This window comes from Pseudomonas sp. LAIL14HWK12:I7, from assembly GCF_000483465.1.
In the GTDB taxonomy this organism is placed as follows: Bacteria; Pseudomonadota; Gammaproteobacteria; order Pseudomonadales; family Pseudomonadaceae; genus Aquipseudomonas; species Aquipseudomonas kermanshahensis.
In genome coordinates this window covers 192061-217785 of sequence record NZ_AXYZ01000005.1, presented here as the reverse complement: position 1 = coordinate 217785, position 25725 = coordinate 192061, and the positions used below count along the sequence as shown (strand labels likewise).

The 25725-nt window shown below is 62.7% G+C and carries 21 protein-coding genes and 3 pseudogenes; 11 read left to right on the top strand and 13 right to left on the bottom strand.

Going from position 1 to position 25725, the window contains the following annotated elements; genetic code table 11:
- The first annotated feature begins 4 nt into the window (after positions 1 to 4).
- The 3 genes from D886_RS0107800 to D886_RS0107790 all read left to right on the top strand — a co-directional run bounded on the left by D886_RS0107800 (position 5) and on the right by D886_RS0107790 (position 2317).
- Entirely contained in the window at positions 5 to 877 is an 873-nt protein-coding gene (locus D886_RS0107800) for an alpha/beta fold hydrolase (RefSeq protein ID WP_027593369.1), read from the top strand.
- 101 nt (positions 878 to 978) lie between these two features.
- On the top strand, positions 979 to 1854 hold the full coding sequence (locus D886_RS0107795; protein ID WP_027593368.1) for a pirin family protein: 876 nt from the start codon (positions 979 to 981) through the stop codon (positions 1852 to 1854).
- Positions 1855 to 2056: 202 nt separating this feature from the next.
- A complete protein-coding gene (locus tag D886_RS0107790; RefSeq protein ID WP_027593367.1) occupies positions 2057 to 2317 on the top strand; it encodes a DUF1652 domain-containing protein in 261 nt (86 codons plus the stop codon).
- A 20-nt stretch (positions 2318 to 2337) separates the two neighbouring features.
- Here D886_RS0107790 and D886_RS0107785 read toward each other — a convergent pair whose 3' ends face one another.
- From D886_RS0107785 to D886_RS0107725, 12 genes and pseudogenes are all read right to left on the bottom strand, one after another.
- A complete protein-coding gene (locus D886_RS0107785) occupies positions 2338 to 2952 on the bottom strand; it encodes a Yip1 family protein (protein WP_027593366.1) in 615 nt (204 codons plus the stop codon).
- 85 nt (positions 2953 to 3037) lie between these two features.
- Positions 3038 to 3325: a hypothetical protein gene (locus D886_RS0107780; RefSeq protein WP_027593365.1), complete on the bottom strand. Its 288-nt coding sequence runs from the start codon at positions 3323 to 3325 to the stop codon at positions 3038 to 3040.
- A 79-nt stretch (positions 3326 to 3404) separates the two neighbouring features.
- Positions 3405 to 4049 carry a DNA oxidative demethylase AlkB gene (gene alkB, locus D886_RS0107775; RefSeq protein ID WP_027593364.1) on the bottom strand — a complete coding sequence of 215 codons (645 nt, stop codon included), beginning with the start codon at positions 4047 to 4049 and terminating at the stop codon, positions 3405 to 3407.
- A 236-nt stretch (positions 4050 to 4285) separates the two neighbouring features.
- Positions 4286 to 5731, bottom strand: a complete 1446-nt coding sequence (locus D886_RS0107770; protein WP_027593363.1) for a curlin — start codon at positions 5729 to 5731, stop codon at positions 4286 to 4288.
- A gap of 16 nt (positions 5732 to 5747) precedes the next feature.
- On the bottom strand, positions 5748 to 6221 hold the full coding sequence (locus D886_RS0107765; RefSeq protein ID WP_027593362.1) for a curlin: 474 nt from the start codon (positions 6219 to 6221) through the stop codon (positions 5748 to 5750).
- A gap of 16 nt (positions 6222 to 6237) precedes the next feature.
- Positions 6238 to 8469: an Ig-like domain-containing protein gene (locus D886_RS0107760; RefSeq protein WP_027593361.1), complete on the bottom strand. Its 2232-nt coding sequence runs from the start codon at positions 8467 to 8469 to the stop codon at positions 6238 to 6240.
- Between the two features lie 32 nt (positions 8470 to 8501).
- Positions 8502 to 9830 (bottom strand): hypothetical protein, encoded by a 1329-nt coding sequence (locus D886_RS0107755; RefSeq protein ID WP_027593360.1) that lies wholly within the window; start codon positions 9828 to 9830, stop codon positions 8502 to 8504.
- 224 nt (positions 9831 to 10054) lie between these two features.
- The gene (locus D886_RS27715; protein ID WP_081717469.1) at positions 10055 to 11191 is read right to left on the bottom strand and encodes a DUF6708 domain-containing protein; all 1137 of its coding nucleotides are present in this window, start codon (positions 11189 to 11191) and stop codon (positions 10055 to 10057) included.
- Positions 11192 to 11315: 124 nt separating this feature from the next.
- Positions 11316 to 12056 (bottom strand): annotated as a pseudogene (locus tag D886_RS0107745) (DUF6708 domain-containing protein); the annotation flags it as partial.
- A 2-nt stretch (positions 12057 to 12058) separates the two neighbouring features.
- Positions 12059 to 12739, bottom strand: a pseudogene (locus D886_RS0107740) (type VI secretion system Vgr family protein); the annotation flags it as partial.
- 470 nt (positions 12740 to 13209) lie between these two features.
- Entirely contained in the window at positions 13210 to 14088 is an 879-nt protein-coding gene (locus D886_RS26820) for a phosphatase PAP2 family protein (protein WP_081717468.1), read from the bottom strand.
- Positions 14089 to 14090: 2 nt separating this feature from the next.
- Positions 14091 to 14780, bottom strand: coding sequence for a histidine phosphatase family protein (locus D886_RS0107725; protein WP_027593355.1), 690 nt, complete (start codon positions 14778 to 14780; stop codon positions 14091 to 14093).
- A gap of 314 nt (positions 14781 to 15094) precedes the next feature.
- Between D886_RS0107725 and D886_RS0107720 the strand changes: the two genes are divergently transcribed.
- The 8 genes and pseudogenes from D886_RS0107720 (at position 15095) to D886_RS0107685 (ending at position 24716) form a co-directional block, all read left to right on the top strand.
- Positions 15095 to 15835 (top strand): gluconate 2-dehydrogenase subunit 3 family protein, encoded by a 741-nt coding sequence (locus tag D886_RS0107720; RefSeq protein WP_027593354.1) that lies wholly within the window; start codon positions 15095 to 15097, stop codon positions 15833 to 15835.
- Positions 15836 to 15838: 3 nt separating this feature from the next.
- The gene (locus D886_RS0107715) at positions 15839 to 17623 is read left to right on the top strand and encodes a GMC family oxidoreductase (RefSeq protein ID WP_027593353.1); all 1785 of its coding nucleotides are present in this window, start codon (positions 15839 to 15841) and stop codon (positions 17621 to 17623) included.
- 12 nt (positions 17624 to 17635) lie between these two features.
- Entirely contained in the window at positions 17636 to 18928 is a 1293-nt protein-coding gene (locus D886_RS0107710; RefSeq protein WP_027593352.1) for a cytochrome c, read from the top strand.
- 647 nt (positions 18929 to 19575) lie between these two features.
- Positions 19576 to 20598 (top strand): LacI family DNA-binding transcriptional regulator, encoded by a 1023-nt coding sequence (locus D886_RS0107705; protein WP_027593351.1) that lies wholly within the window; start codon positions 19576 to 19578, stop codon positions 20596 to 20598.
- A gap of 63 nt (positions 20599 to 20661) precedes the next feature.
- Positions 20662 to 21441 carry a TIM barrel protein gene (locus tag D886_RS0107700; protein ID WP_027593350.1) on the top strand — a complete coding sequence of 260 codons (780 nt, stop codon included), beginning with the start codon at positions 20662 to 20664 and terminating at the stop codon, positions 21439 to 21441.
- Positions 21434 to 22384, top strand: a complete 951-nt coding sequence (locus D886_RS0107695) for a sugar kinase (protein ID WP_027593349.1) — start codon at positions 21434 to 21436, stop codon at positions 22382 to 22384. The genes D886_RS0107700 and D886_RS0107695 overlap by 8 nt, the downstream gene beginning before the upstream one ends.
- A gap of 53 nt (positions 22385 to 22437) precedes the next feature.
- Positions 22438 to 23704, top strand: a pseudogene (locus tag D886_RS0107690) (MFS transporter); the annotation flags it as partial.
- 37 nt (positions 23705 to 23741) lie between these two features.
- The gene (locus D886_RS0107685) at positions 23742 to 24716 is read left to right on the top strand and encodes a D-glycerate dehydrogenase (RefSeq protein WP_027593347.1); all 975 of its coding nucleotides are present in this window, start codon (positions 23742 to 23744) and stop codon (positions 24714 to 24716) included.
- Between the two features lie 18 nt (positions 24717 to 24734).
- On the opposite strand, the gene D886_RS0107680 is transcribed toward D886_RS0107685, so the two are convergent.
- Positions 24735 to 25700: an endonuclease gene (locus D886_RS0107680; RefSeq protein WP_027593346.1), complete on the bottom strand. Its 966-nt coding sequence runs from the start codon at positions 25698 to 25700 to the stop codon at positions 24735 to 24737.
- Between the last annotated feature and the right edge of the window lie 25 nt (positions 25701 to 25725).

Genomic DNA, 25725 nt, shown 5'->3' with positions numbered 1-25725 from the left:
GCCGATGCAGTTGATCCCCTGGTCACACCTATGCCCCGAAGGCTTCACCTTGCGCGGGTGGCGCACACCCGCCAGTGGCAAGCCTTTGCTGCATTTTCTGCACGGCAACGGCTTCTGCTGCCTGGCGTACCAGCCGTTGCTGGTGCGCCTGGGCGAGCATTTCGACCTGTGGCTGTGTGATGTGCAAGGCCATGGTGACAGCGACCATGGCGGGGTGTTTCGCGGGTGGAACCGCACCGCTGAACTGGCGGTGGAGGCGTTCGAAAGCGGGCGTGGCGAGTATGGCGAGGTGCCGCGCTTCGCCCTCGGGCACAGCTTTGGTGGCGTGCTCACGGGGCTGATCCTGGCCAGCGCACCCACGCTGTTCGAGCGGGCCGTACTACTTGACCCGGTGCTGTTCAGCCGCCGTATGATCGGTGTGATGGGCGCGGCTGCGCTGGTCGGCCTGCATCAACGCCATGCCTTGGCGCGCAAGGCGGCTAACCGCCGCAGCCATTGGCCTGATCGTGAGGCGGCACTGGCCTCGCTGCAGGGGCGCGGCATTTTCAAAGGCTGGACCGATGCGGCAATGCTGGCCTATGTGGAGCATGCCATTGGCGATTGTGGCGAGGCGGTAGTGCTCAAGTGCCGGCCCAGCCGCGAGGTGGAAATTTTCAGTTCGTTCCCCAAGCGCATGTGGGCAAACCTGGCCGCGATCCACACACCGACGCGGGTGCTGTATGGCGAACAGACTTATCCCTTCGTGCCACATTCGGTCAAACGCCTGGCGGCGCTGAACCCCAACGTGAGCGCGCGGCAGGTCGCCGGTGGGCACTGCTTCATGCAGGAGGACCCGGCCATGGCCGCCGAGCAGGTGTTGGCCTTCCTGCAACCGTGACATTGTCGTTCCATAGGTGAGACGATGCATGCCATTTATGCTGCCTACCGGCTTATTGGCATCATTGGTAAGGTGATCCCAGCCAAGAGAGGAGACTTCTCATGAAAAAGATTCTGGGTATTCACCGCAGCCCCCACGCCCACTGGGTAGGCGATGGCTTCCCGGTGCGCAGCCTGTTCACCTACGACGACCTGGCCCGCCAGATCAGCCCGTTCTTGCTGCTGGACTACGCCGGCCCCCACGACTTCACCCCTACACGTGACCGACGCGGCGTCGGCCAGCACCCGCACCGTGGTTTCGAAACGGTGACCATCGTCTACCAAGGCGAGCTCGAACACCGCGATTCCACGGGGGCCGGTGGCTTGATCGGCCCGGGCGACGTGCAATGGATGACGGCGGCCAATGGCATTGTCCATGAAGAATTCCATTCGCCGGCATTCGCCCGCACGGGTGGCACACTCGAAATGGTCCAGCTTTGGGTCAACCTGCCCGCACGTGACAAGCGCGCCGCGGCGGGTTACCAGACGTTGCTTGCCACGGATATCCCGGTGGTGGCGCTGGATGACCAGCGTGGCAGCCTGCGGGTGATCGCGGGTGAATTCCAAGGCCACCAAGGCCCTGCGCGGACCTTCACCGCGATGGATGTCTGGGATTTGCGCCTGAATGCTCAAGCGACCTTGCAACTGCCCGTAGCCGCAGGGCGTAACGCCGCCTTGGTGGTGCTGCGCGGGACTGTGCGGGTCAACGGTGAACGGGAAGCCGGGCCCGCCAGCCTGGTATTGCTCGAGCGTGGTGGTGAGGACATTGTGCTCGAGGCGCTGGAAGGCGCGAGTGTGCTGCTGCTCAGCGGTGAGCCGATCGATGAGCCGATCGTTGGCTATGGCCCATTCGTGATGAACAGCCAGGCAGAAATCGCTGAGTCGTTCGACGACTTCCATGCCGGCCGGTTCGGGCAGATGCAGGCCGAGGGCAGCTGAGACCGCTCGTCGTCAACTCTGTGCAGCCGATCGAACAGTCCTGGCTGGCCTGCGATCTTCCACTAAGGTGCTAGATGATCCCGCGCACCATCATTGCTCCGGCGCATGGACGGCCGCCTGAGCATGCGCAATATCAATTGGCACCATGCCTGGCAAAGGCGTACCTAAACAACAGGCCATCCAGTACAGAGAGGGTCGTACAATGTCGTTGATAGGCGTTTCAATGCTAGAGATGCGGCAGATGATCGAGCAAGCCTGCCTGCCTGATCGCTGCGAGGTCAGTTGCGCGGATGGCGCCCACCTGACCATCCGCCTGGGCCAGGGGCAGCGCCTCGAAGCGGGCGTTACACTGACAGGCGTTGCGCTGCAGGACCTCAACAGTTGCCGCGACGTGGTGAACCTGGTTTCGCAGCTGCATGCGCTGCGTGACAAGCCGACCACGCCAATAAGGGCGATTGCCTGAGCCTGCACCTTGTGTCCCGGTCAGCCGAGGCTGGCCGGGCGCACATATTCCGGCATCAGGCCGTTGAACCAGAACAGGATCATCGACACCAGGATGGTTACCAGCACCAACAGCCCAACCCCCCACACACAGGCGGCGAACAGCATGGCCTGCTCCTTGCGTAACCGCAGAAACGTCTGCAGCCCGCCAAACAGCAGCACGCTGGCATAAGCCGAAGCAGCCAATAGCGCAGTCAGGGCCAGCCAGCGAATCGGCAGCAACCCAACCACCCCCGCGAAAAACCACGGCGTGGCGCAGTAAGCGGCAAAGCCGATGCATTGCTGCAGGCTGGGTTGCGCATCGAAGCCGCGTGACATCCAGCGAATCATCACGCCCATGATCATGACCCCGACCACTGTGGCTGCGTACAGCAGGCCTGCCAACTGCGCCGCGCTGCCAATGCTCAGGCGCACGCGTTCTTCGGCGGCCAGGCTCCAGCCGAACGTGGTGGTGCCGACAAACAGGCAAATGGCAGGGATCAGCGCCAGGGCTAGCAGCCGAGGCAGGTATTGCTGCGGATGGTCCTCTTCGGCGCGGCGTATCTCCATCCAGGCATCGGACGGGCGGGTGAAGAGCTTGAGCAGTGGACTGTTCATGACGGTCTCCAGAAGGCGTGGGCTCTTTTCTATGGAGACGCGCCGTTGCGGGCAGGTTCAGCGCATTTGATCGCCGTTGATCACCTTATTGCAGCTCCAGCAGGAGGTTCAGCCCGCCATCGCCACATTTGCCCTGGTCACGCACCACCCCGCGGTAGGTGCGGCCATCCCAGACGAACGCCACGCTGTGGGCGCGATCGACCTTGTCGGGCAGCGGCGGGCAGATGTGCAAGCGCAGGGCAGGGCGGCCCTGCAGGTTGAGGGCGGCGAGTTGGCATTGGCATTCCACGCTCTGGGCGACCGGGCCGAACAACGTATCGCGTACGTAATCCAGCTGCACAAAGGTATTGGGTGCGCGGCCGGGCATTTTCATGGGCATGGGCTCCTTGTGAACGCTGACGCGGCTCCTCTTTAGAAGCCTTTCAGGCCCGGATGTTCAAGTTTTTACCTGATCAGCCCGCTTTGCGCAGGGTCAGGTTGATCCGCCGCTCGCCCATGCGCGGATGCACGCCGGGTTTGATGGGCAGCACACCATGAAAGCGCAAGCGATCCTCACCGCCCCACACCAGCACATCGCCATGGCTCAACGGCACACGCTGGGTCTTGTCCGAGCGCTGCAGCCCGCCCAGCAGGAACACTGCCGGCAAGCCCAGTGAAATCGACACGATCGGCTGGCTGAAGTCCTGCTCGTTACGGTCCTGGTGCAAGCTCAAACGGGTGCCTGGCAAGTAGTGGTTGACCAGGCAAGCGTCGGGCACGAAGTCGTCGAAACCGGCGACGGCCGCAGCGCGGTTTGCCAAGCCGAGCAGCACTGGCGGTAGCGCAGGCCAGGGTTGGCCACTCTGCGGGTCGGTCAGGGTGTAGCGGTAGCCGTGCTCGTCACTGACCCAGCCCAGTGCCCCGCAATTGGTCAGTGCGACAGCCATGTGCAGGCCACCAGGCGTGTGCATGTGCCGGAACGGCGCGGCGCGCAGCACCGGGCGCAAAGCGTCTAGCAAGGCCTCGAGCTCGGCCAGGGCGAAGCCGGGCAGCAGCACGGTGTGGCTGGCCAGGCGTTGCGGTTGGGGGCCGAACAGGTCGAGGTCGGACTGGATCATGGAAGCAGCACCAGGCTTACGGTGTTCCATTCTACCCCGGCTCATGCGCTCCCCGTGTAGGAGCAGCCTTGTGCTGCGAAGAGGCCGGTGATAGCAGCGCAAATTTACTGTGTTTTCACCGGCCTCTTCGCAGCACAAGGCTGCTCCTACAAAGGGCGGTGAGGTAGCAGGGAAACAATAAAAAAGGAACCGCGGCACCAGGGAGAGTGAGCACCGCGGTTCAAGGGGGGAGCAGGTTATTTTTGGGTCACAGTGGCCATGTTCGCGCTGCCCAGCTGGCTGATGGTGGCGGTTTGCGCCATGCCGCTCTGGTCGACGAACGCCTTGTTGCCCTGGCCACCTTGGGTCACGTAGGCGACGTTGATGCTGTCGGTCTGCTTGATGGTGGCCTCGTTGCCACTGCCGTAGAGCTGGTTGGTGTAGCTCTGGTTGCTATAGCCGGACTGGTCCAGGTTGATGACGTTGCCGGTGCCCTCGCTGCTGCCGAAGGCATAGTTGTCGGTACCGCGCTGGTCGGCGACCAGGATGTTGTCGGTGCCGTTCTGCTCGAAGAACAGTTCGTTGTTGCTGTCGGCCTGCTTGGTCTGCATCGCGTTGTTGTTGCCGGTCTGGTTCAGCGTGGCCAGGTGGTTGTCGCCGTTCTGCGTCAGGTTTACGCCGTTACCGTTACCGTACTGGTTGATCACGGCCGTCTGGTTGACGCCGAACTGGCCGCCCATCTTGTCGCCTTTCCAGTTGCTGGCGGTGATCTTGTTGCCGTTGCCTTGGGTGGTCACGGTCAAGTTCAGGTTTTCGCCGTTCTGGTAGGTGTAGTGCAGGTTGTTGTTACCGGTCTGCGAAATGGTGGTGGTCGAGTTGTTGCTCTCGAACTGGTCCGACCAACTGGCGTTGGCCTTGCCTTTTTGCGTGAGTGTGGCCTTGTTAGCGTCGCCGAAGCTCTGGTCGATGTAGCCTTCGTTGAGCTGGCCGGTCTGGGTGACGTTGGCCTGGCTGCCAACTTGCGTGTCTTGCCAGACCTCCACCGAGTTGCCGGTACCGGTCTGGCTGAGGCCGATGGTGCCACCCTCGCCGTCGCGCTGGTCGCCGTAAGCCCAGTTTTCCTTGCCGTCCTGGTAGATCTGGATGTTGCCGTCGTTATGCGTCAGGTGCTCGGCGGCGGCGTAGTTGTCGGCGCCTGCCTGGATGATCATGCTCTGGTTGTTGCTGCCGCCGAAGGTCTGCTCGACGAAGGCTTCGTTGCGTTGGCCGGACTGCTGGGTGGTGGCCTGGCTGCCCAGCTGGCTGTCCTGCCACACGGTCGAGCGGTTTTCAGTGCCTTGCTGGGTCTGCAGCGACTGGTTGTTCTCGCCCAGCGACTGGCTGGCGAAGGCATCGTTATAGCTGCCGCCGGCCTGCTGGGTGATCTGGCTGCCATTTTCGAACAACTGCTCGGCGTAGCCTGCGTTGTAAGAGCCGTTGGCGCTTTGTTGGATATCGCTGGTGCTGTTGGCCTGTACCGCCAGGTGATTGTGGCCCTTGCCGGTCTGCGACTGGGTGGCCGAGGCGAACGGCGCGAGGGTCTGGGTCACTTCGGCAATGTTTTCCTTGCCGTCTTGAGTTTGGGTCGAGGTGCTGTCGGCAGCCATGACCTGGCCTGCAAGGGCGAGGACGATAGCGGCACTGAGGGGAGCGAGCTTGAACATGGTGGTGCCTCCAGGTCTATCGGTATTGGGTGATCTGAACATGCTGGCCATTGCCGGCTTGGGTCACGGAGCTGTTGAGGCCCGTGCCGGACTGCACGATGTTGGCGCTGTTGTTGTTGCCGATCTGGTCGATGGCAGCGCTGTTGCTGCTGCCGCTCTGGCGGATCGACGCGCTGTTGCCATATCCCTGCTGGCTGATGCTGGCCATCAGGTCACTACCTTCTTGCAGGATGTACGCCTCTTGCGCGCCCCCGGCCTGGACGATGCGGCCCAGCAGGGCCTGGCCGTTCTGGTCGAGGGCGGCGCGGTTGCCCGTGCCTTGCTGCTCGATCACCGCTGCCTGGCCGGCGCCGACCGGTAACAGGCGGATGATCACGGGGTCGCCGAGGTCATTGCCGGCCGCAAGGTCGGCGTTGTCCATCAGGTCCTCGGCCCAGCTGGCCTGGCCCGCCAGGGCCAGGCAGAGCAACAGTGGATACAGGCATTTCATGGCGTTCTCCCGCCTTCTACTGCACGACGACGTTGACGGTGCGTGTGGTCCCTGGGCTAGTGGTGATGGTCGCCGTCGGCGCGGCGGTCGGGATCACCGTGGTGCTGTTGCTGACCGCCAGGCGCCAGCGCCCGGTGACCGGTACGGTAGTGGTGCCCAGGGTTTGCACGCCGGTGGTAGTGGTGACACGTACGGTCACAACGTTGCCGGTGGTCACCGACGAGGTGCCGCTGATGTCCCAGTTGTACCGGTTGTTGGAGCGTGCCGTGACCGTGGCTGCGGTGACCGCGAAGGTCTCGGCGGCTGGGCGTGGCGACACGTTGACCGTGACAGTACCGGCGTTGGACAGCGCCCCCAGCGAGTCACGCACCTGGTAGGTGAAGGTGGTGGTAAAGGCCGCCGTCACCGTGGCCGGTGGGGTGTAGGTCACCGTCGTGCCATCGGTGCTGACGGTGCCTCGGCCGGCAGCGGGTTGTGTGACGGCGGCAACGGTCAACGGCAGGTTGCCTTCCGGGTCGGTGTCGTTGGCCAGCACGTTGATGGTCAGCGGCACGCCCAGGGTGGCGACCGTTTCCGGGTTGGCCGTCGGCGCTTGGTTGGGGGCAACGTTGATGGTCACCGTGGCCGGTTCCGACTTCAGGCCTTTGGCATCCACCGCCCGGTAGTTGAAGGTGGCCACCAGCGGTTGCGTGGCACCGGCGGGTGGGGTGTAGGTGACCGAGGTAGTGCCGTTGAGCACGACGCCGCCAAGGCCGGTACCGGGTTGGGTCAGGTCGCTGATGGCCAGCGGTACGTTGCCGTCCGGGTCGCTGTCGTTCAGCAGCAGGTTGAGGGTCAGCGGGATGCCGACACTGGTGCTGCCGACATCGGCCTGGGCCAGCGGCGGTTGGTTGGCGGCCTCGACCGGCGCATTGCCGACCACGATCACCGGTTCCACATCGCTGCCGCCATGGGCCGACTTGACGGTGACAGTGGCCGGCGGCTGTGCCAGGTCATTCACGGTCAGGCTTTGCAACGTGCCCGATTTGGACATCCGGCCATAGCCTTGGGCGAGCATGTCGGGGATGGCCACTTCGTCGCTGGAGCGGGCCTCGATGAACAGGCGCTTGTTGGCCCAGTCGTAGCGTGCGGTGCTGACCTTGACCACGTCAGTCAGCTTGCTCGACAGTGCGGTCGGCTGGGTGCCGGCAGTGCTGTTGCTGGCAGTCACCACCACCACGGCGGGCGGCACGGCCTGGCCGAACTGCTGGCTGAAGAACAGCCCGTTGTTGTCTGTCAGCAGGTTGAACTGGCAAGGCGAAGGCGGCGTGCCGATCAGTGCCAGGCCATTGCGCATGCACAGACTAGCGTCATGCGGGGCCTTGGCGAACACCTCCACACGGGTGCCGGAGCCGTTGCGCGAGTAGGTGGCGCGCTCCAGGGTCACTGGCGTTTGCGCACGCTGGTCGAGCACCTTGCCAGACACCGTGAACAGCGACGTTTCGATGCGCCCGGGCGGGCCGTCGATACGGATGAAGTTGGTGTTGAACGGGCTGCCGACCACGGTCTCGGGCCTGTTCGGGTCACCAATGAAGGTGTCGGTGGCGCCGGTGTCTGGGTTGACCTCCAGGTACGGCCCGCCAGCGCCTCTTAGCCATGGGCCAAGCGCACCGTTGAGCGCACCGGTGAAGTTACCGGGGGCACCGATGCCGATGTCACGGGTGATGTTGATCGCGCGCCGGCCAGGGGTGGTGACGTTGACCGTCTCGACACCGTAGGGGTGGGTAATGGTGTAGACACCGGCCCGGGGTACCGAGACGCGGATGCGGATGCGGGCAAAGCTCTGCTGGTCGCCATCCACCGGGTTTTCAGCAGCAAAGGCGGCCTCAAGGCCGGCGACATAGGCGTCCAGCTCATAACCGCTGTTGCCCACTGCCGGGATGGTGGCTTCGGCCAGGAACCAGAACATCTCGGGTGGCCAGTTGTCGGGGAACACCAGGGGCAAGGCGTCGTCGTAGATGCCCGGCTCCGGCAACAAGGTACACATGTAGGACGGTGCACCCGGCGCCCCGGCAACCCGCGAACTGGTGGCGCGTGACTGGCACAGTTCAAGCGACAGGTCGTTGCCGTCCTTGTACCACATCGGGTAACCGCCGGTGGCGAAGGTGTAGGGCCCGGGGTCGACATCGGACAGCGCGGCGAAGGCAGCGCTGGTGACAGTGAGGGAGAAACCGGCGGCGAACAGCGCACGGCGTGGCCAAGTGTTCATGCTGCCTCCTTGAGGGCTGAGCCTTTGTCTGTTCATGGCACCAGCACCACGTCTTCGCTGTCGCTACCGCCATTGGCGCTGGTGACTTGCACCTTGGCCGGTGGGATGGGCGAAAGGGATGTGCTCAATGTCTTCACCGCGCCGTTGCCACTGAGGTTGCCCAGCAACGTGCCGTTGCCGGTGTGGGCGGTGAGGGCGGGCGGGCTGGTTTCGTCACTGGTGCTGGCGACCAGCGTCAGTTGCCCGGTGGACAGGTGGTATTCAGCCTGAGTGATGGTCACCAGGTCGGTCAGTGGCAGGTTGGCCGTGGTCAGGCTGCTGGTCGGGATGGCCACGCTGTTGTCGGCGGTCAGTACCAGCGTGGTGGGCACATTCGGGTTGAGTACCGACTGGGCGTACCAGGCACCGGTGCCGTTGGCTTCGGTCAGGTTCAGGTTTGGTGTCTGACTGGTCAGGGTGACGGCGGCCGGTGGCGGCGGGGCCATGACGAAGACATCTTGCTGGGCGTGCAGGTCGCCATTCTCGGTGCGCCGCGAGTAGGTGGTGCGCTGCGGCATCAGCGGCGTGGGCAGGGCAACATCGGAAAGCTTGCCCGAGATCGAGAACAGCTCGGTCCGCAGGTCGATGCCCCCCGGGCCTTCGATGCGCACGAAGTTGGTGTTGAACGGGCTACCGGTCACACGCTCATCCAAGTTCGGGTCGCCGATGAAGCGCTCGCTGCCTTCGGTGTAGGGGCCATTGACGCTGCGCAGGAACGGCCCGACATCGCCTTTGAGTGCGCCGCTGAAGTCGCCAGCGCCAGCGATGCCAATGTCGCGGGTCATGTTGATCGCCCGGCGCCCACCGGCCGGTACGTCAAAGACTTCGACGCCGTAGGGATGGGTGACCACGTAGGTGCCTGCGGTCGGCACATCGACGCGAATACGCACCCGGGCGAAGCTGACCTGGTCGCCTTCGACGGGCTCTTCGGCGGCAAATGCTGCCTCGATGGCCGTGCCGTAGCTCAGGTCGATGCCCCGTGCAGCGTCGACGATGGCGGCGTCGGCGGTGAACCAGAAGGCTTCGTCAGGGAAGTTGGTGGGGAAGGCGATGGGTTGGGTGTCGTCGAACACGCCGGGGGTGGGTAGCAGTGTGCACATGTACGCCGGCGCGCCGGGAGCACCGGCGACCCTTGAACTCACCGCTTTGGTCAAGCACAGGTCGAGGGTGCGACCATGACTGTCCTGGTACCAGCCTGCAAAGTTGCCATTGGCAAGGTTGTAGGGGCCGGGGTCGACAGCGTTCAATGCAGCCTGTGCCGGGATCTGGAGCATGCCGGCGAAAATCGCCACTGCCAGCGGGTGGGGTATCGGTCGGAGCATGAGTCAATTCCTCCTGCAAACGGGCCCATGGACTTGGGGCGTCTGGGAGGAGATCGGCAATAGGCGTGCCAAACCGAAATAAATGACTCGCAGGCGTTGTACAACGGGGGATACGGCCGTTTCGTGGGTTTCTTTTACGGTGCTTGCCAATGGGCCCGGTACCCCCAGCATTGGGGAATTGGGTCGGTGGTTGCGACCCACTCGCTTGCCTGTGCAGCCCGCTTTTATGTCGGTGTTTTTGGCGATTTGGAGGTGCGCGGTTTTCGTGGTTTTTTCTCGGGGCGCTTGCCGGGTTTTAGCTGCCAACGGTCGGCATTGGCGAGTAGGCGTTCCTGGATGTCGGGTGGGTAGTCACTCAAGGTGGTGGGGGATGGCACTGGTTTGCCGGGCAAACCTGCCTCACGGATCATTTTCGGCCAGCGCGGTCGCCAGCACAGCAGCAGGCTGAACCAGTGCGCGGTGCCGACAATGACGAAAGCGGGCCAGACCATGAGCAGGGCGAGTTTGAACAGCCAGCTGCTTTTGCGGAAGAAGCGGCCGAGGCCTTCGAATTGGGCGCTGAATGCCTGGATGGGCGAGGGCAGTTGGGTGCTCAGACGGGGGCGGGGGACGGCGTGAGGGCCTTCTTCCATGTAGCGGCGGATGAACTCCCATTCGTCGCGGAGCTCGCTGCCGCCTTGGCCTTGCTTGCCGACGAAGGCCATTTCCATGTGGGGGAGGCCGGTATGGCTCGGGTGCCAGACCAAGCCGAGTCTCATGCCGAGACTGAGTGAGTCATCCTCAGGAGATACAGCGGTGCTTCCGGTGGTTTTCCATGGAAACGTCGCGATACCCCCGCAGTATGCAGGTCGATGAAGATGAACCTGTTGAGTTTTTCGATTGAAGCGGATAAGCAGGTGTCGACTGGTGAGTATTTCTAGACGTGTAAAGCGGAATCCATATTTAGCATAAATATAGTAAAACCCACAGCCTATGGACAGCATGTATGTGCTGAATAAAATAGAGAACACTGAAAGGAACTCAGCTTGGGTGGCGTTGATGTAAATGGAGCCAAAGGTTATATGCAGCCATGCGTAGGTCATTGGGCCTAGGCCTCCGAGAGTCATCATTGTGATTACTCCACGTTTCTCTTCCGAGCCGCCACAGCGCATATCCATGGAGGTGTCATTGAACGCAAATACGGGGCCGCGCGAATGCGGAGTAGTACTCACCGATTTGAAATGAACACCCTCCCGTAAGTCACTCTCGTACAGATCCCAAGCTAGATACTTATGGGTTGGTACTGTCTCAGCATCAGCTGCCGTGCGCGCAGCTTTTGACTCAGTGCATGCCTTCCAGAATCCCCATTCGATCAAATACAATTTGAGACCTCGCTGAGAGCCGAATATGGAGCGCCTAACTCCTCCTGTCGCTCAGATGCAGTTGGCTGTTGCTCGGAGCCGTAGCTGGAAGTGATACACCTGCGCAGGTCGATCATGGATGACATCAATCGAACTCCTTCGGCTTTTTGGGCGTACGCGGTTTCCGTGGTTTCTTCTCGGGGCGCTTGCCGGGTTTTAGCTGCCAACGGTCGGCATTGGCGAGTAGGCGTTCCTGGATGTCGGGCGGGTAGTCACTCAAGGTGGTGGGTGGAGGCACTGGTTTGCCGGGCAAGCCGGCCTCGCGGATCACCTTCGGCCAGCGTGGTCGCCAGCACAGCAGCAGGCTGAACCAGTGCGCGGTGCCGACAATGACGAAAGCGGGCCAGACCATGAGCAGGGCGAGTTTGAACAGCCAGCTGCTTTTACGGAAGAAGCGGCCAAGGCCTTCGAATTGGGCGCTGAATGCCTGGATGGGCGAGGGCAGTTGGGTGCTCAGACGGGGGCGGGGGACGGCGTGAGGGCCTTCTTCCATGTAGCGGCGGATGAACTCCCATTCGTCACGGAGCTCGCTGCCGCCTTGGCCTTGCTTGCCGAGCAGGGCCATTTCCATGTGGGGGAGGCCGGTAAGGCTGGGGTGCCAGACCAGACCTAGTCTCATGCCCACGCTTAGTGAGTCGTCCTTTGGATACAGGCCTGTGCTTCCGGTTGTTCTCCAGGGGAAAGTTACGATGCCGCCGCAATAACTTGGTCGATGGAGGTGGACCTGTTGGGTTTTTCGATTGAAGCGAATGAGTAAGTGACGGCTGGTCAGCATCTCCAAACGCGTAAGTTGTAAACCGTACTTAAGATAAAAATAGATAATCGCGCTAGGCGGCGTAGACAAGGCTTTGCCTGAGCGCCCCCACTATTGGCGTGGTACAGCACTAAGTTGGGGTCGATGTCATCGTCATCACCGGTCTTGTTGCCACCCTGGCTGATCTGACCCAGCGAAAGCAACCGATCAGTAATGACCAGCATGTGGTGTTTGGGTGTGTGCTCGAAGCGGTAGATAAAGCCTTCTTCGGCCGCCAGGCGGGCGATGAAGTCCAGGTCGGTTTCACCGGCCTGCACGCAGAACTCCCGTACCGCATGGTCACCGCAGCTGTGCAGCTCAAAATGAAGGATGCCTTGGCGCTTGAGCATGAGCTCAAGAATCTGCGGGGCGGTTTTGTTCTGGAAGATGCGCCAGTTCGAGCGCAGCCCGGCACGCGCCAGCGTGGGTTCGACCAAGGCGCGGTAACGCGTACGGTGAATGCTTGTCTCACCTTGGCTGAAGGTGCTGACCAGGCCGTGTACGTAGCGCAGTGGCTGGTCTCCCCGCCAGAGGGTGAACAGCACCGGTTTGTCGAGCAGCTGGCCAAAATCGACATCGTCTTGGAAACTGACCAGCTCCAGGTTTAACTGGAAGGGTGTGCTGATCGCTTCGTCGAGCTCGAACGAAACCACTTCAAACTCAACCTGGCCAACCAGCGGCTGGAAGGTGAAGCGCAAATCGGATTGGCTAGGCATGTGGATTCCCCCAAAAGTGCCTGAGTACGGTCATGACGAGCACTTGCTCGCTACTGCTGCAAGATGACGTTGAGCGACTCGAGAACTTCGGCGGGGATGACGGAGAGTACCTGCGGGCTCCAGGGTATTGCCGACAGCTTGCGCAGTGGGGGGGCTTTCAGGTGGTGGACGGCTATGCGACGGCTGCTCCCCACGCGCGTCTTCAAGCAGGATTGGCTGGTTGGTGGGCACTGTTTTACCAGTGCCATCGGGCTCACTGAACATTCCTGGTCCTCGTGTTTGGGCAGGCAGCGTATGCACTGGGCATGGGCCGACCGTGTGGCCAGACGCAAGCATTTAGCTGATGCCTGAACACTAACGAGGAATCAATTCATGGGTGAGTACTGAGCGTCCTATAAACGTGTAGGAAAGTTCGATTTCTATTCTGTTAAGAAACAATTGGTTGCAGGTAAACAAGGCGAACGGTGTGTTCAAGCATCTCGATTCGGCTCTTGCTCGGCGCAAAGCTGGCCTTGCAAGGGTAGTGAGCTGATCGAATGAACTGGGGAACAATGCCTTGCAGGGCTGTGATTTGGCGCCTGCAAGGCCAGGCGGCCGTAGAACAGCAAGGCAGTGGCCCAGGTGGTGAACCAGACGAACAGCCCTGCCCAGAAGGTGTGGGACATGTAGTGCCAGCCTTGCAGCACGCGGGTGGTGCCGTAGACGAACCCCAGCAACAGGATCGCCACCAGCAGCTTGCGCGCATGCATCCAGCGGTGGCGTAGCGCCACGAAGTACAGGGCCAGCAAGGTGAATCCACTGGACGCATGACCGCCTGGCCAGCATCGGCCATCGCCGGCCTTGTCCAGCCAGGTGAAGTGCTCGAACCACTCGACCCGCGCCTGCTGGCCGCCGTACAGCGTCGTTTCCACCGGGCAGTACACGCTGGTATGGCTTTTCAGGTAATGGATGACGGTGGTGCACAGCGCGAAGGCGACCACTACGAACAACAAGTCGCGACGGTGGTGGGTGGTGAAGCGCAATACCGGCGCGATTCGGGCGGTTTCCAGCCACCGCGTAAGGCCCCATTGCGGGTGATTGGCCAGGCGCGGCCAGGCGAACGACAGCAGCGAGCCGATTACGGCCAGTTCACCGGTCCAGTTCGGTAATACCCGTGGCCACTTGTGGGTGACCTTTTCGAACCATTGATTGTGCAACAGCGGAAATTGACCGGTGGCCGGGTCGATCAGCAGGTTGCTGATCCAGCGGTCGAGTTCGGTCAGGTCGAAGGCGACGAAGACGATGCCCGCCAGCAGCAGCGGTAGCAGCAGGTTGTTGCGGTAGAAGGCGGCGCGTGAAGGTACAGGCATGGTCAGATTTCCCGGGCATCAGCGAGTTTGCGCCACTGGCTGGCATCCATCTGGCCCAGCACCCGGGCCTTACCATCGTCGCCCTGGGTGATGAACAGCGCGCTGGCATAGCGGTTGGAATCCGCGTCAGTGTCGACGTTGAGCTGGCGTTCCACCTGCTCCAGGCAGCCACTGTGGCTGACCAGCACCAGGTTGCGGCCGGGTTGCTTATGGGCGAAGGCATTGCTGGCGAAGGTGTGGTCACACTGGTTGAGCCAGTCCTGGGTGGTGATGGCTTTGCCGAACATGAACTGCGCGGTCTGCCGAGTGCGCACTTCCGGGCTGGCCCACACATCGGCGCTGCGCAGGCCAAGGCGTTGCAGGCCCTGGCCGACGTCGGCGGATACCCGGCTGCCCGCCAGGGTAATACCAGTGGGGTCGTCCAGGCAGGCACCGCGTGAGCGGTCGCAGCGTTCGGCGTGACGAATTACCACAATGACTGAGCCCTTGGACCAGGCGCTGTGCAGGCCGCTACTGTGCAGCGTACGCGGGTTGCCAAGGTCCGCAAGGGCAGGGCGTGCTGCTGCCCAGGCAGCGAGAGCCACCAGCGCGAGCGATACGCACAGCGCCACCAGCTGCGCTTTGGCGCGGGGCAATCGGTAGGGCCGGGCGAGTTTAAGGGCCGGCGGGGTGTCGATGACGCCATGCAGCATGCTGTCACTCCAGTGAGCACGGGCAACGGATGCGAACCTGAGGCTCGGATCCTTTGAGAGTGCGCGCACTTTAGGCAGGCGGATGTCAGCAGTAAGTGAGGCAGATGTGAAAATTGTCTTGCTGGGTATGCCCATGCCGGCGGCTTAGCGCTTAAGGAGCATCAAAAAAGTCAAGAATGAAACCGGTTTCAAAACATTTCTGAACGCGCTAGATTATTCGGCTGTCTTCTACACGCGCCCGCTTGCGCGAGTACCCCATTGAAAAATCAGATGGCGCAAACCAAGGCCGCCCCTACCGCTGATGAGGATTTGAAATGCCTGAGCATGCCCCAGACAATCCGCGCCGGGAATTCCTGCGCAAGACCTTGACCTTGATACCGGTCGCCACCGTGGCCAGCACCGGGCTGGGCCTGGGTGCCAGCCAACTGTTGGCCGAACCTGTGCGTGAGCCTAAGGTGCCTGTCGCTGCGCCGGCGGGCGATTATCAGCCAACCTTTTTCACCGCCGAAGAATGGGCCTTCGTGCAAGCCGCCGTGGCCCGCATCATCCCTGCGGACGAACTGGGCCCCGGTGCGCTCGAAGCCGGTGCCGCCGAGTTCATCGACCGCCAGATGAATACCCCCTATGCCACTGGCGCCCAGTGGTACATGCAGGGGCCGTTCAACGCCGACGCCCCACCAGAATTGGGCTACCAGCTGCAACTCAGCCCGCAACAAATCTACCGACTGGGCATCGCTGCCGTGGACGGCTGGTGCAAAGCCAACTCGGGCCAAGTGTTTGCTGCGCAAGATAGCGCTACCCGAGACCGCATTCTCGCCAAGGTCGAAGCCGGTGAGCTGGTGTTCGACGCGCTGCCGGCCAAGCTGTTTTTCAGCTTGCTGGTACAGAACACTCGCGAGGGGTTCTTCTGCGACCCGATTCACGGTGGCAACAAAGGCATGGTGGGCTGGACCCAGATCGGCTTCCCCGGTGCACGGGCAGACTTCATGGACTGGGTCGAGCGCAACGAGCCTTACCCGTTCCCGGCAGTGTCGATCCGCGGCGAGAGGGCCTGAAGCATGGCGAATGTGTTGAAGAAAGTAGACGCCGTGATCGTGGGCTTCGGCTGGGCCGGCGCGATCATGGCCAAGGAATTGACCGAGGCGGGGCTGCAGGTGGTCGCCCTGGAGCGCGGGCCAATGCAGGACACCTACCCTGAGGGCAGCTACCCGCAGGTGATCGATGAGCTGACCTACAGCGTGCGCAAGAAGCTGTTCGTCGATGTGTCGAAAGAGACCGTCACTATCCGTCACAGCGTCAACGACGTTGCGCTGCCCAACCGTCAGTTGGGCGCCTTCTTGCCAGGCAAGGGCGTGGGCGGTGCGGGCTTGCATTGGTCCGGCGTGCATTTTCGGGTAGACCCGATCGAGCTGCGCATGCGCAGCCATTACGAAGAACGCTACGGCAAGGCGTTCATCCCTGAAGGCATGACCATCCAGGACTTCGGCGTCACCTACCAAGAGCTTGAGCCGTACTTCGATTTTGCCGAGAAGGTGTTCGGCACCTCGGGCCAGGCCTGGACCGTCAACGGCGCGGTGGTCGGTGAAGGGAAGGGCGGCAACCCCTATGCGCCTGATCGCTCCAACCCGTTCCCGCTGCCCGCACAAAAAAATGTGGTGTCGGCAAAACTGTTCGAGAAGGCCGCCACCAGCCTCGGCTACAAGCCGTACAACCTGCCTTCGGCCAACACGTCGGGCCCTTACACCAACCCGTACGGCGCGCAGATGGGGCCGTGCAACTTCTGCGGCTTCTGCAGCGGCTACGTGTGCTACATGTACTCCAAAGCCTCGCCCAACGTGAACATCCTGCCCGCGCTGCGCCAGGTGCCGAACTTCGAGCTGCGCGCCAATGCCCATGTGCTGCGCGTGAACCTGGATGACAGCAAGCGCAAAGCCACGGGCGTGACCTACATCGACGCCCAAGGCCGGGAGGTGGAGCAACCGGCGGATCTGGTGATTCTCGCAGCCTTCCAGTTCAACAACGTGCGCCTGATGCTGCTGTCCGGCATCGGCAAGCCTTATGACCCGGTCAAGAACGAAGGCGTTGTCGGGCGCAACTTCGCGTACCAGAACATGGGCACGGTCAAGGCGTTCTTCGACAAGGACACCTACACCAACAACTTCATCGGTGCTGGCGGTAACGGCATTGCGATCGATGATTTCAACGCTGACAACTTCGATCACGGCCCGCACGGTTTTGTCGGTGGTTCACCCATGTGGGTCAACCAGGCGGGCAGCCGCCCAATCGCCGGTATCGCCAACCCGCCCGGCACCCCCACCTGGGGCAGCGCCTGGAAGAAGGCCACAGCCGACTACTACACCCACCAGGTTTCGATGGACGCGCATGGCGCGCACCAGTCGTACCGTGCCAACTACCTGGACCTGGACCCGACCTACCGGGACGCCTTTGGCCAACCGTTGCTGCGCATGACCTTCGACTGGCAGGAAAACGACATCAAGATGAACCAGTTCATGGTCGACAAGCTCAGCAAGATCGCCCAGGCGATGAACCCGAAGTCCATTGCTGTGTTGGGCAAAAAGGTCAAGGAACACTTCAACACTGCCAGCTACCAGACCACCCACCTCAACGGTGGCGCAATCATGGGCACTGACCCCAAGACCAGTGCGCTTAACCGCTATCTGCAGAGCTGGGACGTCCATAACGTTTTCGTCCCAGGGGCGTCGGCATTCCCGCAGGGGTTGGGTTACAACCCGACCGGTTTGGTCGCGGCATTGACGTACTGGTCTGCACGGGCGATCCGTGAGCAGTACCTGAAAAACCCTGGCCCACTGGTTCAGGCTTGAGGAGCGATGAGCATGAAGACACTGTTGATCGCCACCATCCTGTGCGGTGCAAGCCTCTCAGCCCAGGCGGACAGCGCGTTAATCAAGCAAGGCGAGTACCTGGCGCGCGCGGGCGACTGCGTGGCCTGCCACACGGCCAAAGGCGGCAAGCCATTCGCCGGCGGGCTGCCCATGGAAACCCCCATCGGCACGGTCTACTCGACCAATATCACCCCTGATGCCAGCGGCATCGGCAACTACAGCTTCGAAGACTTCGACCAGGCCGTGCGCCATGGCGTCGGCAAGGACGGCAGCACGCTGTACCCGGCCATGCCGTATCCCTCGTATGCACGCGTCAGCGATGACGACATGCGCGCGTTGTATGCCTACTTCATGCAGGGCGTCGAGCCGGTGGCGCAGCCGAACAAGGCGACGGACATCCCCTGGCCGTTGAGCATGCGCTGGCCGTTGGCGATCTGGCGGGGGTTGTTCGCGCCGCAGGTGAAGGCCTGGCAGGCCTCGGCTGCCACCGACCCGGTCGTCAACCGCGGTGCTTATCTGGTCGAAGGGCTGGGGCACTGTGGCGCATGCCATACCCCGCGCGCCCTGACCATGCAGGAAAAGGCACTGAGCCCGCAGGATGGCGAGCAGTTTCTGGCAGGCAGCGCCCCGCTTGAAGGCTGGATTGCCAAGAGCCTGCGCGGTGATCACAAGGATGGCCTGGGCAGCTGGAGCGAAGCGCAGCTGGTGCAGTTTCTCAAGACCGGCCGAAGCGACCGCAGTGCGGTGTTCGGTGGCATGAGCGATGTGGTCGAGCACAGCATGCAGTACATGAGCGAGGCTGACCTGACGGCCATTGCCCGGTACCTGAAAACGCTGCCGCCCAGCAACCCCGATGACCAGCCGCATGCGTATGACAAGCAGGTCGCCGAGGCGCTGTGGAACGGCGATGACAGCAAGCGCGGGGCGTCGGTATACATCGACAACTGCGCGGCGTGCCACCGCACCGATGGCCATGGCTATAGCCGCGTGTTCCCGGCACTGGCTGGTAACCCGGTGGTGCAGACTGCTGATGCCACCTCGCTTATCCATGTGGTGCTGGCCGGTGGCACGGTGCCTGCGACGCACACCGCCCCATCGAACTTCACCATGCCGGCGTTTGGCTGGCGCCTGAGCGATCAGGAGGTCGCTGATGTGGTGAGCTTCATTCGTACCAGCTGGGGCAACCAGGGCGGGGCGGTGAAGGCGGGCGATGTCGCCAAGCTGCGCACGGATGACCTGAAACACACCTCTGGGGATGACCTTGGGCAGGTGACGACCCACTAGTACTGCGCAAAATTCAGAGCTTGCACGCCCCCTGTAGGAGCAGCCTTGTGCTGCGAAGAGGCCGGTCCAGACCACAGAAATTCGTGGCGGGTACCGGCCTCTTCGCAGCACAAGGCTGCTCCTACCTTCGCGGCAGCTGGGGTGAGGCGGGCGATGTCGTGGAACACACCTCTGGGGACGACCTTGGGCAGGTAACGACCCACTAGTACTGCGCAAAATTCAGAGCTTGCACGCCCCCTGTAGGAGCAGCCTTGTGCTGCGAAGAGGCCGGTCCAGACCACAGAAATTCGTGGCGGGTACTGGCCTCTTCGCAGCACAAGGCTGCTCCTACCTTCGCGCCAGCTGGGGTGAAGCGGGCGATGTCGTGAAACACACCTCTGGGGATGTCCTTGGGCAGGTAACGAGCCACTTTTACTGCGCAAAATTCAGAGCTTGCACGCCCCCCTGTAGGAGCAGCCTTGTGCTGCGAAGAGGCCGGTCCAGACCACAGAAATTCGTGGCGGGTACTGGCCTCTTCGCAGCACAAGGCTGCTCCTACCGGGAATGTGTAAACTTGCCGACGAACGGTAGGTGACGAAACGCGCCGGTTTTGGTGTATTGAAACCGGTTTCATAGCCTGTCACCGACAATAATCACAAGGGACACCCATGACCGATATGCCTGCCAATGCCCGCGAGCGGGTGACCATCAGCGAAGTGGCCCGTGTGGCCGGTGTGTCCAAGGCCACTGTCTCGCGCTACATCGGTGGCGATCGCCAGTTGCTGGCCGAGGCGACCGCCAAGCGCCTGGAAGAAGTCATCGAGCGCCTCGGCTATCGCCCCAACCAAATGGCCAGGGGCCTCAAACGCGGCCAGACCCGGCTGATCGGCATGCTGGTGGCAGACATCCTCAACCCCTATTCGGTGGCGGTGATGCACGGCGTCGAAACCGCCTGCCGCCAACACGGCTACAGCCTGGTGGTGTGCAACACCAACCGCGACGACGATCAAGAACGCCATCACCTGGTGGCCCTGCAGTCCTACAACGTCGAGGGCCTGATCGTGAACACCCTCGGCCATCATCCCGGCGAACTGCTGAACCTGCAGCGCGACATGCCCATGGTGCTGGTGGACCGCCAACTGCCTGAACTCAATGTCGACCTGGTCGGCCTGGACAATGCCGACGCCGTCGAACAGGCCCTGGATCACCTGCAGGCGCAAGGCTACCGCGACATTCTGGCGGTAACCGAACCGCTCGATGGCACCAGCTCGCGGCAGGAGCGAGTACAGGCGTTCGGCGCATCCATCAACCGGCGCCCGGGCATGCGTCAACAGGTGCTGGAAGTCAGCCCCGACCTTCACGCCGGCCTGGCTTCATTTCTTTCGGCCAGCGGTCATGGCCCTCAAGCCATCTTCACCTCCAACGGTGTGGCGACGCTGGCCGTCACCCGAACCCTGCACGACGCCGGCTGCGGCTTGTTCGACGACGTCGGCCTGATCGCCCTCGACGAACTGGACTGGTACCCCTTGGTCGGCAGCGGCATCACGGCATTGGCCCAACCCACCGAGCGCATCGGCGTGGCGGCATTCGAGTGCCTGCTGGGCCGCCTGCGCGGCGAACGCGGGGCGCCACGGCGCATCGACTTCAAGGCCGACCTGATCATCCGAGGTTCAACCCACTCACGCGACTGAACGAAAAGCACGTTGCGGCTTGACGTGCATAAAAATGAAACCGGTTTCATAAGGACAATAACAATGCGCTCGAACCCCGTTTCCATCAGCCTCTCCAGCTACGGTGCCAGCTTGGTACGGCAGCGCGGACAGGCGCATTTTCTGGACATGCTGGCCGCTGCCGGCGTAACCCGTGTCGAATTTCGTGAAGAGCTGTTCGAAAGCGCGCCGGACACCGCCGCGCTGGCCGCCGCCGTCACCGCGTTGCGGCTCGAATGCCTGTATTCCACGCCCCTTGAACTGTGGACGGCGCAGGGCCTGCCAGACCCTCGCCTGACGCAGAAACTGGCGCTGGCCCGCGCGATGGGCGCGGTGGCCCTGAAGGTATCGCTGGGGCGTTTCGATGACACCTGCGATGTGGCGGCCTTACGCTCGCTGTTGCCTGACGATGGCCCCCAGCTGTTGGTCGAGAACGACCAGACCGAGCAAGGCGGGCGCATCGCGCCGCTGCTCACGTTCTTCCAGCGCGCCGATGACCTTGGGCTGGCGCTGGGCATGACGTTCGACATCGGTAACTGGCAATGGCAGGGCGAGCCTGTGCAGCAAGCGGCTCGCCAACTGGGGCATTGGGTGCGCTATGTGCACTGCAAGGCGGTCGAGCGCCAGCCCGCTGGGCGACTGGTTGCCGTGCCGCCGCAGGCTGACGATCTGCAAGCGTGGGATGCCTTGCTGGCCGCGTTCACGCCCGGCGTGGTGCGTGCCGTGGAATACCCGTTGGCCGCCGACGACTTGCTCACGCTGACCCGTGCCCAGGTAGTGGCGTTGTCCGCGCTGGGCCTGGCCGAGGAGGTCAGCCATGCATGAGCATGACGTGCTGTGCTTCGGCGAAACCATGGCCATGTTCGTCGCCGAGCAGGTGGGGGACCTGGCGCATGTCGGGCAGTTCGGCAAACGCATCGCCGGTGCCGACAGCAACGTTGCCATCGGCCTGTCGCGGCTGGGCTTCAAGGTCCGCTGGCTGAGCCGGGTGGGCGACGATTCTCTTGGGCGTTTCGTCCTCGACAGCCTGCGCCGGGAAGGCCTGGACTGCAGTGACGTTGAAGTCGACCCGCAACACCCCACCGGTTTTCAGCTCAAAGCCCGCTGCGATGATGGCAGTGACCCGGCAGTGGAATACTTTCGCAGCCATTCAGCGGCGCGCCGTTTGTCCCCGGCATTGATCCGCCCACATTGGTTGCAGGCCCGCCACCTGCATGCCACCGGCATCCCGCTGGCGCTTTCAGCCGAGTGCAGGGCCTTGTCGCATGCATTGGTGGATGGCATGCGCGCTGCCGGGCGCAGCATTTCCTTTGACCCTAACCTGCGCCCATCGCTGTGGCCGGACCGCACGCACATGATCCACGAGATCAACGCCCTGGCAGTCAAGGCTGACTGGGTACTGCCGGGACTTGAAGAAGGCCGCCTGCTGACCGGCCAGCACGCACCGGCGGACATCGCCGCGTTCTACCTCGACAAAGGGGTGGAACTGGTGGTGATCAAGCTGGGGGACGAAGGCGCGTACTTTCGCACCGCCAAAGGCGATGGCCAGGTAGCCCCGGTGCCGGTGGCCAAGGTGGTGGACACCGTCGGTGCGGGTGACGCCTTTGCTGTCGGTGTGCTCAGTGCGCTACTCGAAGGCCGTGAACTGCCCGAGGCGGTGGCGCGTGGCAACTGGTGTGGCAGCCGCGCCGTGCAGTCGCGCGGCGACATGGAAGGTTTGCCGCTGCGTCACGAACTCGAAACCCATGACCTGCGCATAAGCGCCTGAACGCCTGGCCCCTACCTGTTGCGACAAAAACAAAAAGCTCAGGAGTACACATGATGCAAACGACAAGTCTCGCGCGTCGCCGTTGGTGGTACATCATCCCAATCGTGTTCATCACCTACAGCCTGGCCTACCTGGACCGTGCCAACTATGGGTTCGCGGCAGCGTCCGGCATGGCCGACGACCTTAAAATCACCCCGGTGCTGTCGTCGTTGCTGGGTGCGCTGTTTTTCCTTGGTTACTTTTTCTTCCAGGTACCTGGGGCCATCTACGCCGAAAAACGCAGCGTCAAGAAGCTGATCTTCGTCAGCCTGATCCTCTGGGGCGGCCTGGCCACCCTGACCGGCATGATCAGCAATGTGTACATGCTGATCGGCATCCGCTTCCTGCTTGGCGTGGTCGAAGCCGCGGTGATGCCGGCGATGCTGGTGTACCTCTGCCATTGGTTCACCCGCGCCGAACGGTCCCGGGCCAACACCTTCCTGATGCTCGGCAACCCGGTGACCATCCTGTGGATGTCGGTGGTGTCGGGCTACCTCATCAAGCACTACGACTGGCGCTGGATGTTCATCATCGAAGGCCTGCCTGCGGTGATCTGGGCGTTCTTCTGGTGGCGCCTGGTGGACGACCGGCCGGCTCAGGTCAAGTGGCTTAGCGAGCAGGAAAAGACCGATCTGGAAAACGCCCTGGCAGCAGAACAGCAGGGCATCAAACCGGTGAAGAACTACCGCGAAGCGTTCCGCTCGCCTCAGGTGATCATCCTGTCGATGCAGTACTTCTGCTGGAGCATCGGCGTGTACGGCTTCGTGCTCTGGCTGCCGTCGATTCTGAAACAGGCGGCCAACGTCGACATCGTCCAGGCCGGCTGGTTGTCGTCGGTGCCCTATCTGGCGGCGGTGCTGGCCATGGTCGGGGTGTCCTGGGCGTCGGACCGCTTGCAGAAGCGCAAGCGCTTCGTCTGGCCGCCCCTGTTGATTGCGGCGCTGGCGTTCTATGGCTCCTATGCCTTGGGCAGTGAGCACTTCTGGTTGTCCTACGCATTGCTGGTCGTCGCCGGCGCCTGCATGTACGCGCCCTATGGGCCGTTTTTCGCCATCGTGCCGGAGATCCTGCCCAGCAACGTCGCCGGTGGCGCCATGGCCTTGATCAACAGCATGGGCGCGCTGGGTTCGTTCGGCGGCTCGTGGCTGGTTGGTTACCTCAATGGCGCCACCGGCGGGCCGGGTGCCTCGTACCTGTTCATGTGCGGTGCACTGCTGACGGCAGTCGCGCTCACGGCGGCGCTTAAAACCTCACACACCGCTGGCCGGGCCAAGCGCGGCGGCTCTCATCTGGCCACGAGCCACTAGGAAATCCTGCTATGAAGAAGCGAATCGTCCTTTACAAGCGCCTGTCCGACACGTTGATGGCGCGCCTGCAGCAACAGGTTGACGTGAAGTGGGTGGACACGGCCGGGCCCGATGGCCTTGCCCGCCTGCGCGATGCGTTGCCGGGCGCTCAAGGGCTGTTGGGTGCCAGCCTGCGCTTGGACAGCAGCCTGCTGGACCTGGCCCCGCAACTGGAGGTGGTCGCCAGCGTGTCGGTAGGCGTGGACAACTACGACATCGCCGACCTGACCCGGCGTGGCGTGATGCTGACCAACACGCCCGATGTACTGACCGAAACCACCGCCGACACCGGCTTTGCCTTGATCCTGGCCAGTGCGCGTCGGGTCGTGGAGCTGGCGGGCTGGGTGCGTGACGGCCAGTGGCAAGCCAACCTTGGGCCTGCGCACTTTGGCACGGATGTGCACGGCAAGACCTTGGGCATCATTGGCATGGGGCGGATTGGCGAAGCGTTGGCCCGGCGCGGCGCGGCCGGTTTTGGCATGCGGGTGCTTTACCACAGCCCACGCGCCAAGCCTGCGGTGGAGGCCCGTTACGACGCCCGCCATTGCAGCCTTGACGACCTTCTGCAACAGGCCGATTTCGTCTGCCTGACCGTGCCGCTGAGTGCCGTCACCGAGGGCTTGATCGGCGCGCGTGAGCTTGCCCTGATGAAGCCTGAGGCAATGCTGGTGAACATTGCGCGTGGGCGCGTGGTGGACGAAGCCGCGCTGATCAAGGCCTTGCGGGAGAAACGCATCCGCGGCGCGGGCCTGGATGTGTTCGTCCAGGAGCCGTTGCCCAGTGATTCGCCGCTGCTGCAACTGGACAACGTGGTGGCGACCCCGCACATCGGTTCGGCCACCCACGATACCCGTGAGGCCATGGCGCGCTGTGCGGTTGACAACCTGCTCAGCGCGCTGGCCGGTGAGCGCCCGGCAAACCTGGTGAACCCAACAGCCGGGCGTTGATGCACCGAAGCGCAGCGGTTACCGGCAGTTGCCCGCCTTGCGGTAGCCGGCCGCTTGCGCCTCGCCCTCGGAGCCGAACATCACCTGGTTCTTCGAAGCCACCTGGGTGTAGCCCGGGCAGCCATTGGCCAGGTGATAGACATGGCTGTTGCGGTTGCCGAGCACAGCGCCTGTTGCTGCAGTGCTGGCCAGGCTGGGCTTGGCCGCTTCGCTGACCGGTTTGGCCGGCATGGCTTGCACCACGCCACTGCCAGCAGGCTTGTAGTCGGCTGTCCATTTGCGTTCGCCCGTCACGAACGGGTTGGCGTGCCCCATGATGGCGGCGATGCGCCGGTCACGTTCTTTTTCCCAGGCCGAGACGGGGTGCTGTTTGTCCCAGGCCATCAGCAGTTGCTGCTGTTGACGCGACATGCTCAGCTTGTAGCGGTCGAACATGTAGAAGGTGGTACGGGCAACCAGGCCCTTCACTTCGTCACGCGGCTCGGCGGCGCGCTGCACGAAATCGACCTTGGTCGAGCACTGGCCGTATTGCCCGGCGTTGCCAGCGACCATGCCGTAGTTGAAGTTGCTGCGGTCACCGTTGACTTCGCCCACGGCCGGGTAGAGGTTGAACAGGTCGGCTTCCATCGCGCGGAAGACCGGGTCGTCATCGACACAATGCTCGCGGCCGCCGTTTTTCCAGCATTGGCGCTGATTGCCGAAGGTGTAGGCCGGCACGATGTGTTCCCACTCGGTACGCTCGGCGCGGTTTTGCTGTTTGCGGGTTTCATAACCGCAGGAGGCAGCATCGATGCGCCCACCTGACTTGCCCACCCAGGTCCATTTGCAGCCGCAATACAGGTCGCCCATGGCGCTGCTTGCCTGGTCCAGGTAGACCTTTTGCTTGGCGACGACCTTGGCTTCGGTGAAGGTGGAAGGCGGGTTGGCGAAGGCGGGGAGGTTGACGGCGAGCAGGAGCGATACGGCATAAAGCAGTTTTTTCATGGGGGGCAGCAGGTCTCAGTTAAGG